Below are 13,692 nucleotides of genomic sequence, written 5' to 3'. Positions count from 1 at the left end.
TTCCACTGTTTGACGATAAGCTATTTGAGTGCTAAGCCGACATTATAGCGAAAACTACAACTTTTAGGGATGAAAACACATTTTACAAATAAATATCGCCATAAAATATATATGTTATGGAAATACAATAAAATCACCGATATTTTGCTAAGATTTACGCTAAAATAGCACCAAAATAAATTTGAAAGGGACGTGTTGAATGCGACGCAAGAAAGAAGTCATTCGAGGGAATTTTGTGAAATATGATGCTGTTGTACTTGGCTCAGGTCCCGCGGGTGAAGGCTCAGCCATGAAACTTGCCAAATCTGGTAAGCGTGTTGCGATTGTTGAGGTGAATGAGCAACTCGGTGGTAACTGTGCGCATGTGGGGACTATTCCTAGTAAAGCGCTGCGTCAAACGGTTTCAAGTATTATCCGTTATCAGCGCGATCCAATGTTTCAAAAAGTCGGTGAATGGAAAAAATTCACCATGAAACAAGTATTAAGTCACGCACACCGTGTGATTCAACAACAAGTGGCGACCCACACCCGTTTTTACGACCGCAATCATATCGATGTTTATCACGGTCGTGCCTATGTGCAAGACAAAAATACAGTGATGGTGTTTACCCCTGAAGGCATTAAAGAAACCATTATTTTTGATGAGTTGGTGATTGCTACAGGTAGCCGTCCATATCAACCCGAAGGTTTAGACTTTAAACATCCGCGCGTGTTCGATTCAGATAAAATTTTAGATCTCGACTACAGCATTAATAAAATTATTATTTATGGTGCAGGCGTGATTGGTTGTGAATATGCCTCGATTTTTATTGGTTTAAATCATAAAGTCGATTTAATTAATACGCAGCCTAAATTACTCAGCTATTTAGACACTGAAATTTCAGATGCACTGTCTTATCACTTGCGTGAGCAAGGCGTATTAATTCGCCATAACGAACAGATTGATCATTTAGAAACATTTGACGACCACGTGGTGCTGTATTTACAAAGTGGTAAGAAAATTAAAGCCGATGCCATTTTATGGTGTAACGGCCGTTCGGGTAATACCGATGGTTTAGGCCTTGAAAATGTCGGTTTAAAACCAAATAGCCGTGGTCAATTAACCGTAAATGAAAAATACCAAACCGAAGTTGAAAATATTTATGCTGCGGGCGATGTGGTCGGTTGGCCGTCTTTAGCGTCTGCTGCCTATGACCAAGGGCGCTGTGCCGGCGCCAACATGAGTGGCGAGGAAAATGTAAAACCTGTGACCGATATTCCAACAGGGATTTATACCATTCCTGAAATTTCATCGTTCGGGAAAACCGAGCAACAATTAACCGAAGAAAAAATTCCGTATGAAGTGGGGCAATCGTCATTCCGTCATTTGGCACGCGCGCAAATTACCGGCGACACCGTGGGCGAGCTTAAAATTTTGTTCCACCGCGATACCTTAGCTATTTTAGGGATTCATTGCTTTGGGAATAATGCCGCTGAAATTATTCATATTGGCCAAGCAGTGATGCAAAGCCCGAATAACAGCATGAAGTACTTTATTGAAACTACATTTAACTACCCAACCATGGCAGAGGCCTATCGTGTTGCGGCATTAAATGGTTTAAACCGTTTGTTCTAAATTACGGTTTAGTGCGCTTAAAAAGGATGCTGATATAGCATCCTTTTTTATGTTGTGATAAAAAAGAATGATGAAAATTAATCCACTAGAATTTTAAAAAACCGAACTTGGCGTAGTTTTCGCTAATAAAACTCAAAACAGAATGTCGAATGATGTTATTAAGATGAATATTTCGCTCAAACCGCAGCATTCTGCAACGTCGCAATGGTTCGCACAATTAGAACTGGGCTTTTGTGCGCAAGATAATCGCACTATTTTAAAGCGTAGAAAACATTTTGGCCCTATACGTGTGCAAAAAATGTTGTGGCCTGAAAAAACTGGTGTTTGTCACGCCATTATTGTGCATCCGCCTGCGGGCATTGCCGGTGGCGATCATCTAAGTTTCCAAATTCATGTGGCAGAAAATGCACATGGATTGGTCACCACACCGGGGGCAGGTAAGTGGTATCAAACCAATGCCAAACAAGCGTTTCAGCACATTGATATTCAAGTTGCAAGCAACGCGATTTTTGAATGGGTGCCCCAAGAAAGCATGCTCTTTAATGGTGCATTAGCACAAAGCACCAATCACATTCATTTGGCCCAGTCGGCCAGTTTTATTGGTTGGGAAATGTTGGTGATTGGTCGGCAGTCGCGTGCAGAAAATTTTGAGATTGGCCGATATTGCAGCGACATTAAATTATGGCGAGAAAATAAATTACTGCTTGCTGATCGTTTGAGTTTTCAAGGCAATGACCGTTGGCTCAGCTCACCTTTAGGCATGAATAACTGCGCTGTGATGGGAAGCTTTTGGGGCGTAGCGCCGGAAAAATTTCGCCAATCCTTAATTTTAGAACAGCAAATTGGGTGTATTCGCGAATTAATGACGCGTATGCAAGTCCCTGTAACTTTAACCTTGTTAGAAGATGTGGTCTGCGCGCGTTATTTAGGTGATGATGCACGACAATGTCACGATGCGTTTGCAGCCATTCGTGCCAAATTACGTCGCTATTGGTTTCAATTAGACGAAGAATTTCCACGAATTTGGCGGACGTGATATTCGTCAAATCGCTTATTTTCAAAACATATAAATAGGTTATGCTGTTTTCTAGCATACATTTTGCTTAAGTTAAAACCAGACTAGATTTAGGAAAAATGCATGGAACTGAATCCTACAGAAAAAGACAAAATGTTAATTTTTACCGCAGGTCTAATTGCCGAGCGCCGTAAAGCCCGTGGTTTAAAATTAAATTATCCAGAAGCGATTGCATTTATTTCGGCAGCACTGCTTGAAGGCGCGAGAGATGGTATGAGTGTTGCAGAGCTTATGCATTATGGTACGACCTTGCTCACACGCGATGATGTGATGGATGGTATTCCCGAAATGGTTGCTGAAGTTCAAGTTGAAGCCACTTTCCCCGATGGGTCTAAATTGGTCACAGTACATCAACCGATTGTATAAAAGGAGAAGCAGATGATTCCCGGTGAAGTCATAACCCCGAATACTGATATTGAACTGAACGTTGGTCGCCAAACCTTAAAAATGAGTGTTGCGAATACAGGGGATCGTCCTATACAAATCGGATCACATTTTCATTTTGCTGAAGCCAACGATGCTTTGGCGTTTGATCGTGTTGCAGCCAAAGGCTTTCGTTTAAATATTGCCGCAGGCACAGCGGTGCGTTTTGAACCGGGACAAAGTCGTGATGTTGAGCTTGTGAGTTTAGCGGGCCATCGAGAAGTGTATGGTTTTGCCGGACGTGTGATGGGGAAGCTGGATTAATGACGATTCGCAAGATCAAAAATTCAGATGTGCAAAATGTCTTTCAATTAATTCAACCTTATGTGAAAGACTTTGCTATTAATCGAGATGGTGAAGAAAAATTTAGCTTGCCTATGATTCAGAAAATTTCTGAAATGGCTGATGTGGAATATTTTGTCAAAGAAGAACTTCAAAATATTATTGGTGTAATTGCTTATAAAAAACCTGCACACTTGCTTCATTTTTTTGTTGATCAATCTCATCAAAATAAAGGCGTCGGTCGTCAATTATGGGAATTTTTGAATCAGCAACTAAAAAATCATCAAAATATTGATAAATGGACAGTAAATTCAAGTTGTTATGCAAAACCTATTTATGAAAAATTAGGATTTATAACCACATCAGATGTGATTGAAAGTCATGGAATCCGATTTATCCAGATGGAAAAAATATTCATTCATTCATCTGGAATAGATGACTAAGAAGGTTTTTTATTATGAAAATGTCACGTCGTGCATACGCAGAAATGTTTGGCCCAACAGTGGGTGATCGTGTTCGTTTAGCCGATACCGAACTATTTATTGAAGTTGAACAAGACCTTACTACCTATGGCGAAGAAGTCAAATTTGGTGGCGGTAAAGTCATTCGAGATGGCATGGGACAATCGCAATTATTGGCAGATGAAGTTGCCGATACTGTAATTACCAATGCACTCATTATTGATTGGTGGGGCATTATTAAAGCCGATGTGGGTTTAAAAAATGGTCGCATTTGGAAAATTGGTAAAGCGGGTAATCCCGACATTCAGCCCAATGTAACTATTCCGCTGGGCGCCGCCACCGAAGTGATTGCAGGTGAAGGGCAGATTCTCACCGCAGGAGGTGTTGACACGCATATTCATTGGATTTGCCCGCAACAAGTTGAAACCGCACTTATGTCCGGCGTCACCACCATGATTGGTGGCGGTACAGGCCCAGCAGCAGGCACATCTGCAACGACTGTCACACCGGGCCCTTGGCATATCGGGACAATGCTACAGTCGATTGATGATTTACCGATGAATATTGGTTTATTGGGCAAAGGTAATTTAAGTTTACCGAATCCGCTACGCGAGCAAATTAAAGCCGGTGTGGTGGGCTTAAAACTGCATGAAGATTGGGGTTCAACGCCCGCAGCCATTGATAACTGTTTAAGTGTGGCCGATGAATTTGATGTGCAAGTCGCCATTCATACCGATACCTTAAACGAAAGTGGTTTTTTAGAAGAAACCTTAGCCGCTTTTAAAAATCGTACCATTCATACTTATCACACCGAAGGTGCGGGCGGTGGACATGCACCGGATATTTTAAAGGCGATTGGTCAAGCCAATGTTTTGCCGTCTTCGACCAACCCAACCCGTCCATATACCGTCAATACCATTGATGAACATTTGGATATGCTGATGGTCTGTCACCATTTAGACCCAGCAATTTCAGAAGATGTGGCCTTTGCCGAAAGTCGTATTCGCCGTGAAACCATTGCAGCAGAAGACATTTTGCAAGATTTAGGCGCAATTGCCATGATGTCTTCCGACTCACAAGCCATGGGGCGCGTGGGCGAAGTGATTATTCGCACTTGGCAAACTGCGCATAAAATGAAAGTGCAACGCGGTGTTTTAGCTGGTGATGCAGCCACGCATGACAACCAGCGCGTGAAGCGTTATATCGCCAAATATACCATTAATCCTGCCATTACCCACGGTATTAGCCATGAAGTGGGTTCGGTTGAAGAAGGTAAACTGGCCGATTTAGTGCTGTGGAAACCGGCATTTTTTGGCGTTAAACCATCCATGATTATTAAAGGTGGCATGATTGCGGCTGCACCCATGGGCGACATTAATGCCTCCATTCCAACGCCACAACCGGTGCATTATCGTCCAATGTTTGGGGCTTTCCCACGCGGGGTGCATCGCACGTGTATTACGTTCTTGTCAAAAGTGGCGATTGAAAATGGCGTGGCAGAACAGCTACAACTGAAAAAAATGATTAGCCCTTGTCAAAATACCCGTAATATCACCAAGGCGGATATGAAGCACAATAGCTATTGTCCAGTCATGGATGTTCATCCTGAAACCTATGAAGTCCGTGCCGATGGTGATTTGCTCACTTGTGAACCGGCTGATATTTTGCCGATGGCACAGCGTTATTTCTTGTTTTAGAATGGCATAATATATGGATATAGTTACAGCTATTGACAAGATTCTTCCTGAAATTAGTCAGGAGGAATATTTTCGTCAGTTTTATGATATTAAATGTGATGATAAATTTTATTATATTTATAAGCATGTTTCTTTTGACCAAGACTTAAAAGTATTAGATATTTTTAAAAAATGTTTGCTTAAGTTTACACCACCTAAGTTTTTTAATGATCCTTTTGATTGTGTTGCAGATATCATTTTTGAGAGTGAAGATAAAACTAATAGAAGTCTAGAAATTTCAGAAAAAATGCAATTTAATCTTGCATCAAAATTAAGTGTCACATGTTTTAATAATGATCCATTAAGTATATTAATGTGGTCACACTATGCTGATAGTCATAAAGGTTTTTTAGTCGAATTTAGGATTCCACACCCATTTATTGCGCCTGTTCCAAGTTGTCTAAATTTTTTGGCAGTCAAATATACTAATAATTTTCCTCAGGTACTTATCAATTCAAAAAATTATTTTGAAAATTTGAATGGCAATCAAATGCTTGAGCTAGTTAGCCATTTATATTTGACAAAATCAAAGGAATGGTCTTATGAGAAAGAGTTTAGAGTCTTGTCTTGGGATTACGATTCAAATAATTTTCAAACTCTTCTAAAGGCTATTCCACCGATTTGTATTTCCTCAGTAGTTTTAGGAGCAAAATTAGAGAAAGATTCGAATAACAGAAAAGAAGTAATTAAGGTTATCGAGGAATTTAATAATGAACATGACTTAGAACTAAAGTTTTATCAAGCACAATTGATGAAAAATTCTTTCAATTTATTTGTTCCTGGTCATCCAATTATTGGTCAAAGTTCAAAAACTATGAAAGATTTTCTTGCAGGATAATTTTTAGATAGAGAGTATTTTATGAAAATCTATACCCAACGTCTTGATGATATTAAAAAAAATCAGATGTTTGAAGTACTTGAGTTGAGTTTTGATACTCGTCAGAAATCACGCTTTCGTGCCACGCTTGCCAATGGAACAGATATTGGTGTCGATTTGCCACGTACAGGGATTTTGCGCAGTGGCTCATTTATTGCAACGGCAGAAGGCGATGTATTACGTATAGATGCCAAGCCTGAACATTTAATGCAAGTGACTGCGCAGCATGGCTTTGACTTATTAAAAGCTGCGTATCATTTGGGAAATCGTCATGTGCCATTGATGCTAACGCCTGCGGCAGTTTATTTTGAACCTGACCACGTGTTAGCAGAAATGATTATAGGCTTAGGGTTATTTATTGAAGAGGTCGAGCATCCATTTGAACCCGAAAGTGGTGCGTATGCGCAGCATAGCCACGATCATCGCCTCAGCCCGATTAAGGCTTTGCATCATGTCCATCACTAATGCGGGGCAGCTGTTAAAACTATTAACCCTGTCTTCGACTGCATTACCTGTCGGGGCATATTGTTATTCGCAAGGGGTTGAAAGCGCCATTCAAATGGGTCTCATCCAAGATGAACACAGCAGTAAAGGGTATTTTGAAGATGTTCTTGAATTGTTGTTATTGCGCTTTGAATTGCCGGTGTTAAAACGCTTAATTGAACATTTTGATGATGCCGAGCAGTTTACTTATTGGGCAGATTTATACAAAGCCAGCCGAGAAAGTAAAGAGCTGTTGGCTGAATCGCAGCAATTGGCATTTTCATTAAATGCATGGATAAAAGATGTGTTACAAATGCCAGTTGCGGTAAAAAAACAACACGGTTTTGTTCCAGTTTATGCCGAGCTTTGTGGGCGGTTACAACTAAATATTCAAGATGCTTTAACTGCTTATAGTTTTACGGTTTTAGAAAATCAGGTGTTGGCTGCGGTAAAAACCGTACCTTTAGGACAAATGGCGGGACAGCGCATTTTATGGCATTTACATGGTTTATTGCCCGATGCCATCGAACGAGCCATGCACATTGGTGACGATGATTTAAGCAGTGCCTTGCCGCATTACGCAATGTTAAGCATGCAACATGAAACCCAATATTCAAGATTATTCCGATCGTAATTGAACTTAAAATATAGAAAAGGAACAACTCACATGACACAACGTAGCCCTTTACGCGTAGGTATTGGCGGGCCAGTCGGTTCAGGTAAAACGGCATTAACCTTAAACTTATGTCGTGCGCTGCGTGATAAATACAATATGGCTGTGGTTACCAACGATATTTACACCAAAGAAGACTCAAACTTCTTAACTCGCAATGAAGCCATGGACCCCGAGCGCATTGTTGGGGTAGAAACTGGCGGCTGTCCACACACTGCTATTCGTGAAGATGCCTCGATTAACTTGGCTGCAATTGACGATTTATGTGAAAAGTTTGCAGGTTTAGAGCTCATTATTATTGAAAGTGGGGGGGATAATTTGGCTGCAACGTTTAGCCCTGAATTGTCAGATTTAACCCTCTATGTGATTGATGTGGGCGGTGGTGAAAAAATTCCACGTAAAGGCGGACCGGGTATTACTAAATCCGATTTACTCATTATTAATAAAACCGACCTTGCGCCAATGGTGGGTGCCAATTTGGATGTCATGGATCAAGATGCCAAACGCATGCGCGGCGAAAAACCGTTTCTTTTTTCAAATATGAAAACCGAAGATGGTTTAAGTAAAATTATTGAATTCATTGAAAAACAAGGTTTATTCAAAGCTTAAGTTTGAGGAGAGAATGATGCAAAAAATGAATCAGAAAATGCTCGTTGCATTGTTGGCAAGTATCCCGATGTTGGCAATGGCACATCCAGGGCATGAGTTTCCAGAACTGGGCTTTTTGAGTGGATTTTTTCATCCATTTACAGGCTTAGACCATATGTCTATGGCGGTGGGTTTGGGTGTTTTACTTTATAAAGCCAATCAGCGCTGGCAATTCAATGGATTACTTGGACTCGGCTTTGCGCTTATGTTCGGTTTTGCTGTTGGTACGCAGCATTGGTTAAGTGCAAATGTGGCAGAATATGGCATTGTGGCTTCATTATTATTTTTGGCTTACGGCTTATGGCGCAAACAAGAGCGCAGCTTACCAATGGCTACTGTAAGCTTAGCCGTATTTCATGGCATGGCACACGGCACAGAACTGGGTGGACACGGACATTGGGCAGCATTAATGCTCGGTATGGTCAGTGCGATGGCTATTTTATATGTGCTTGGCTTAGGTTTAGCGGCTGTATTACAACGTGTTTTACCTCAGCAAGGGCGTAAAATTGTAGCAACAATGGTGGCTGTTGTTGGATTTTTAGGTTTAGCTTAATTTTTAATTAGGTAATTTTCTATCACCGTATAAAAAGGCGCTTGGTTCACATCACCAAGCGCCAATCATATAATCATAATCGATGGCTTTATTTTCTTCACACAATCTTGCATCAATCTTCATAGTTTGAGTTTAAAAAATACAACAACTTTAAGTGCAAGAGCTTTTTTATGCGACACTTGATCAGCTATTTACTCTGCATCGTTGCGTTGAGTGGATGTATTGTTGTGACACCATCGCATGCGCATAACATTCAAAAATTTAGCTTGAGTTTGCCATTAGCCATACAAGTGAAAAATGGTTATCACGATGATGACGGGCAGGAACATCAACCGGTACGAACCCGCCGTGAGCAGTGCTTAGACGATTTTTGCCGAGATGATCGTCCCGATGAATCTGAAGATTTAACCGAATAAGACTAAATTTGTTTTTGAAACAAGCCGGCCTGTACCGTTCCTGCTTTGGTTTGTTTGATCAGTTGCCAAGAAGAAGGCAGTCCAAGTTGTTGTAAATTTTGGTTTGCCTCGACATAAATTAAACCGTTGGCTTTAATTTTTTCATCGGCCAAATGCGCCAAGCTATGCCATAAATTTAAACTGTAGGGCGGATCTAAAAACACTAAATCAAATTGTTGGGTTAAGCTGGGTAAAACAGCTTCGGCTGGTTTTAAAAATAATTTACAGTTTTGAATATTCAGTAATTTCATATTTTGCTTTAAAAAAGCGGCCTGATTGGGGTCAGGTTCAATCATCACCAGTTCGCGCGCCCCGCGAGATAATGCCTCAAATCCTAAAGCCCCCGAACCAGTACAAATATCCAAAACCACCGCATTTTGCACATCCCACATCAACCAGTTAAATAAGGTTTCCCGTACGCGGTCTGGGGTTGGGCGTAAGCCTTCTACACTGGCAAACGGTAAAACACGTCGTTTCCACTCACCGCCAATAATACGTAATTGATTTTTCATATGGATTATTCACTAATATCGGCTTGGGAAGCGCTGTTGCTTGTGGATGGGGCTGACGCGCTGCTTTGTGGCTTCGTCGCTTTCTTTTCTTTATTGACCGCAGCATTGGTTGATGGCTGTAAAATGCTTTGTCCACTCGGAAGTTGTCCCGGTTGAATGCCTGCGGTCATTAAGCTGCCTGTCACTTGGTGCACCATTGGGCGAATAGGATTATTTTTTCGTTTCACCATCCAATAGTCAAAAACAGGACGTGCTAATTGTGCCGCAGCACCACCGTGTCGACCATTTTCTAAAATGACTGCAATGGCAATTTGTGGATTATCGGCAGGGGCAAAACCAACAAATAAACCGTGGTCGAGTTGACGCTCGGTTAAAATCGATTCGTTATACTTTTTACCTTGTGCAATACTTTTCACCTGTGCGGTACCTGTTTTACCAGCAATTTGGTAAGCACTGGTGCGAATACCGCGTCCAGTTCCCGAATTAATTACATTCACCATCGCTTCACGCATTTTCAGCCAGTCGTTTTCAGTGCCGGTAAATGTGACACGACCATCGGGCGCATTACGAATAGGGAATGGTTTAGAACCCTTGGTATTGCTTAAAACGTGCGGAACAACGTGATTTCCTTGGTTAGACACAATTGAGGTTGCCATCGCCAATTGAATTGGCGTTGCAGTAAATGCACCTTGACCAATACTGACGGAAATGGTTTCACCACGTAACCATTTGCTTTTACGGGTACGCATTTTCCATTCAGGACTTGGATAAAGCCCACTACTTTCGTTCGGTAAATCAATGCCTGTTTTAGAACCAAAGCCGAATTGGCGCATCCACTCATTCATATGTTCGATGCCCATTTGACTGGCCAAAATATAGAAATAAGTGTCGCAAGATTCTTGAATGGCTTTGTTCAAATCGACAATACCATGCCCCGTTTTTTTCCAGTCACGGAATTTGTGCGAGTCGCCGGGTAAGTGGAAATAACCTGGGTCACTAATTTTGGTAGACCAGTCAATCACGCCGTAATTAATACCACCTAAACCTTCAACCGGTTTAATGGTTGAGCCGGGTGGGTAAACCCCTTGCAAGGCGCGGTTATATAACGGTTGATCGAGGTTGTCGCGCAAGCCTGAATAATCTTTACTGCTAATGCCTGAAACAAATAGGTTAGGGTTAAAGCTTGGGCTTGAAACCATCGCTAAAATTTCACCAGTATTTGGGTCCATCGCCACAATAGCGCCTCGGCGACCTGCAAGTTGTTCTGAGGCAACGGTTTGCAATCCATAATCTAACGAAAGATAAAGGTCGTTACCGCGTGCCGGATCTTTACGCCCTAAATAACGCAGCACATTACCATGCGCATCGGCTTCAACCGACTCATTTCCCGGTGTGCCGTGCAGCAAATCTTCATAGGATTTTTCCACCCCAATTTTACCAATTAGGTTGGTTCCGGCATAAACATCTTTATTAATGGTTTTTAATTCTTTATCGTTAATGCGTCCAACATAACCAATCACATGGGCAAATAATTCGCCGTAAGGGTAATAACGCGTCATTTGCGTTTCAATTTTTACCCCAGGGAACTTGTATTTCACTTCACTAAATTTGGCAATTTCGCTTTCATTTAAGTTTAATTTTAAGGTAACCCGTTCAGTTTTTTTGGCTGTTTTAATTCGGCTGTTAAAACGGTCGACATCATCTTCAGTTAAATCCAAAATTGGCATGAGCGCCTTTACCGTAGAGTCGATATCTTCAACATCGGCTTTGGTTAAGGTTGCGGTAAAAACAGGGTAGTTGTCTGCCAATAAAATGCCATTACGGTCATAAATATAGCCGCGCGCAGGGGCAAGCGGTTGTAAGCGAATTCGGTTGTTGTCAGAGGCTGTAGAGAATTCTTGATGATGAAAAATTTGCAAATACACATAACGTGCAATGAGCGCACTAAAACACAACACAACAAGCCCAATCGCAATAAAGATGCGACTGCGGAAGAGACGTTTCTCTTGCTGAACATTCTTAAGAGGAAAATGTTGCTTCATAGTCAGTTCATCAATCTATAGTTGGGCTTGAAAAGCGGATTATTTTAACTCATGCGGCCAATGAATGAAGCAGTATTTTTTATATTCTGCGTAAAAGTTGTCTGCTTAATCTGATCGCTTGCATGAGTGCATAATTTCAAACAGTTTTATTGCATGGAATCATCTTTTCAATTTAATTGCAGCAATATATTAAATTTTTGCTTAGACGTTCTGATTGTTTTTGATTTTTATCGCAGTTTTCATGGTTCTGAGCTTTAAAAATTTGCTAAGTTGATTGGCTAAAACCGCGAAATGCGACTTGAGGATTGGGCTTGAGTTGCAACAAAACTTCAGTTTGGTCGTATTTTTATATCTGCGAGTACGATTCAATCGGTTTTGAATCACCTTTCATAAATTTTGGAAGGTGATTTTTTTATGAGCATTTTTGCCAATAAATCCCAATATAAAATACAATTTTGGTATACTTCAAGATATTGTATTGGTTCAAAATAGCAAATCTTGTTGTATAAAAACCTAAAACCGAGAGCACTACATGCTGGAATATATTAGTCACTTGTGGCAAGTTTTTCTGAGTCGTCCAGACCATTGGGCGATTATCAGTATTATTCCTGTCACGGCATTTGTGACGTGGGCGCATGTGTGGATGGCACTCAAAATGGTTTTTTTCCCCATTCATTTTTGGGGCGTGCATTTAGGCAATATTCCCATTGGTTGGCAGGGCATTGTTCCGCGTAAAGCCGGTCGAATTTCAGGCATCATTACCGATAACACCTTAAAAAAAATTGGTTCACTCAGCGAATTTTTAGAAGCCATGAATCCTGAAGAAATGGCAGGAATGATTGGTGAGCAAATCAATCAAGACTTAGAAAGTTTAATTGATGAAATTATGTTAGAGCGCAATGCGGTGCTTTGGGAAAATATTCCATATTCTATTCGCCGTCGTATTTACGACCAAGGCCATAAACAACTACCGAATGTACTTGAACATTTAGTCACTGAATTAAGCAGCAATGTTGAGTCGCTTGTCGATATGCGTGAAATGGTGGTGAGCCAAATGGAAGGCGACCGGCGTTTAATGGTGCGCATGTTTTTAAAAGTGGGCCAAAAAGAAATTAATTTTATTTGGCACATTAGTGCCTTAATTGGTTGTGTATTTGGTTTATTCCAAATGGTGGTTTGGTTTTTGGTACCTTGGCATTGGACTGTTCCATTTTGGGCATCTATTTGGGGCTTACTCACCAATTGGATTGCAATTTGGATGGTGTTTAATCCCATCTACCCGCATTATGTTCGCTATCCACAGTTTTTTAGACGCACGAAAAATCATAAATTCCCATGGATTGTGCCTGTTATTCCGCGCATAGGCACGTATAATATCCAAGGGGCATTTATGAAGCGCCAAGATGAAGTGTCTGATGTGTTTGCTAAAGTAGTGACTGAAGAGTTAATTACTGTTAAAACCATTATGACTGAAATGATGTATGGTCTTCATAAAGACAAAACACGTCGTATTGTCAAACAACATGTTAATCAAATTATGGATACGCCTTTGGTTCGGACAACATTACAATTGTCTTTGGGGCCAAAAGAGTATGCTCGGTTAAAAACAGACTTGATTGACCGTTCAATTGAAATTACGATGGTGCCTGTCTGTGATCCTGCATTTAATGCAAGTCGTGCCCGTAAAATTTTTCAAATGTTTCGCGATCGTATTCGTGAATTAACACCAGATGAATTTCAAAATCTATTACGTCCCGCGTTTAAAGAGGACGAGTGGATTTTAATTATATTGGGTGGGGTGACAGGCTTTATTGCTGGTACAATACATTTGTTCGTTGCTTTTTTATAAGGCTTAAC

General features: G+C 40.9%; 15 protein-coding genes. 13 read left to right on the top strand and 2 right to left on the bottom strand.

Annotated elements, in window-relative coordinates; translation table 11 throughout:
* Positions 1–199: 199 nt before the first annotated feature.
* The 12 genes from sthA to I2F62_RS07180 all read left to right on the top strand — a co-directional run bounded on the left by sthA (position 200) and on the right by I2F62_RS07180 (position 9,242).
* A complete protein-coding gene (gene sthA / locus I2F62_RS07235) occupies positions 200–1,615 on the top strand; it encodes a Si-specific NAD(P)(+) transhydrogenase (RefSeq protein ID WP_324626347.1) in 1,416 nt (471 codons plus the stop codon).
* Positions 1,616–1,778: 163 nt separating this feature from the next.
* A complete protein-coding gene (locus tag I2F62_RS07230; RefSeq protein WP_324626346.1) occupies positions 1,779–2,651 on the top strand; it encodes an urease accessory protein UreD in 873 nt (290 codons plus the stop codon).
* 102 nt (positions 2,652–2,753) lie between these two features.
* Positions 2,754–3,056: an urease subunit gamma gene (ureA, locus tag I2F62_RS07225; RefSeq protein ID WP_324626345.1), complete on the top strand. Its 303-nt coding sequence runs from the start codon at positions 2,754–2,756 to the stop codon at positions 3,054–3,056.
* 12 nt (positions 3,057–3,068) lie between these two features.
* Positions 3,069–3,377 carry an urease subunit beta gene (locus tag I2F62_RS07220; RefSeq protein WP_324626344.1) on the top strand — a complete coding sequence of 103 codons (309 nt, stop codon included), beginning with the start codon at positions 3,069–3,071 and terminating at the stop codon, positions 3,375–3,377.
* Complete coding sequence (locus I2F62_RS07215) at positions 3,377–3,838, top strand: GNAT family N-acetyltransferase (protein ID WP_324626343.1); 462 nt, start codon at positions 3,377–3,379, stop codon at positions 3,836–3,838. The genes I2F62_RS07220 and I2F62_RS07215 overlap by 1 nt, the downstream gene beginning before the upstream one ends.
* Positions 3,839–3,852: 14 nt before the next feature.
* Positions 3,853–5,553: an urease subunit alpha gene (gene ureC / locus I2F62_RS07210; protein WP_324626342.1), complete on the top strand. Its 1,701-nt coding sequence runs from the start codon at positions 3,853–3,855 to the stop codon at positions 5,551–5,553.
* A gap of 13 nt (positions 5,554–5,566) precedes the next feature.
* Positions 5,567–6,430, top strand: a complete 864-nt coding sequence (locus I2F62_RS07205; protein WP_324626341.1) for a DUF2971 domain-containing protein — start codon at positions 5,567–5,569, stop codon at positions 6,428–6,430.
* A gap of 21 nt (positions 6,431–6,451) precedes the next feature.
* Complete coding sequence (gene ureE, locus I2F62_RS07200; RefSeq protein ID WP_324626340.1) at positions 6,452–6,934, top strand: urease accessory protein UreE; 483 nt, start codon at positions 6,452–6,454, stop codon at positions 6,932–6,934.
* Complete coding sequence (locus tag I2F62_RS07195; protein WP_324626339.1) at positions 6,921–7,586, top strand: urease accessory protein UreF; 666 nt, start codon at positions 6,921–6,923, stop codon at positions 7,584–7,586. The genes ureE and I2F62_RS07195 overlap by 14 nt, the downstream gene beginning before the upstream one ends.
* Positions 7,587–7,619: 33 nt before the next feature.
* A complete protein-coding gene (gene ureG, locus I2F62_RS07190) occupies positions 7,620–8,234 on the top strand; it encodes an urease accessory protein UreG (protein ID WP_324626338.1) in 615 nt (204 codons plus the stop codon).
* Between the two features lie 16 nt (positions 8,235–8,250).
* Positions 8,251–8,826 (top strand): HupE/UreJ family protein, encoded by a 576-nt coding sequence (locus I2F62_RS07185; RefSeq protein WP_420713738.1) that lies wholly within the window; start codon positions 8,251–8,253, stop codon positions 8,824–8,826.
* Positions 8,827–8,996: 170 nt separating this feature from the next.
* On the top strand, positions 8,997–9,242 hold the full coding sequence (locus I2F62_RS07180; RefSeq protein ID WP_324626337.1) for a hypothetical protein: 246 nt from the start codon (positions 8,997–8,999) through the stop codon (positions 9,240–9,242).
* 2 nt (positions 9,243–9,244) lie between these two features.
* Here the strand turns inward: I2F62_RS07180 and rsmD are convergent, their stop codons facing one another.
* Together rsmD and mrdA are read right to left on the bottom strand one after the other, a co-directional pair.
* Positions 9,245–9,793: a 16S rRNA (guanine(966)-N(2))-methyltransferase RsmD gene (gene rsmD / locus I2F62_RS07175; protein WP_324626336.1), complete on the bottom strand. Its 549-nt coding sequence runs from the start codon at positions 9,791–9,793 to the stop codon at positions 9,245–9,247.
* Between the two features lie 5 nt (positions 9,794–9,798).
* A complete protein-coding gene (mrdA, locus tag I2F62_RS07170; protein ID WP_324626335.1) occupies positions 9,799–11,835 on the bottom strand; it encodes a penicillin-binding protein 2 in 2,037 nt (678 codons plus the stop codon).
* 532 nt (positions 11,836–12,367) lie between these two features.
* On the opposite strand from mrdA, the gene I2F62_RS07165 reads away from it, so the two are divergent.
* Entirely contained in the window at positions 12,368–13,684 is a 1,317-nt protein-coding gene (locus I2F62_RS07165) for a hypothetical protein (RefSeq protein ID WP_324626334.1), read from the top strand.
* The last annotated feature ends 8 nt before the right edge of the window (positions 13,685–13,692 follow it).

This window comes from Acinetobacter sp. MD2(2019), assembly GCF_035615615.1.
Taxonomy (GTDB): domain Bacteria; phylum Pseudomonadota; class Gammaproteobacteria; order Pseudomonadales; family Moraxellaceae; genus Acinetobacter.
This window is presented reverse-complemented; position numbering and strand designations above follow the sequence as displayed.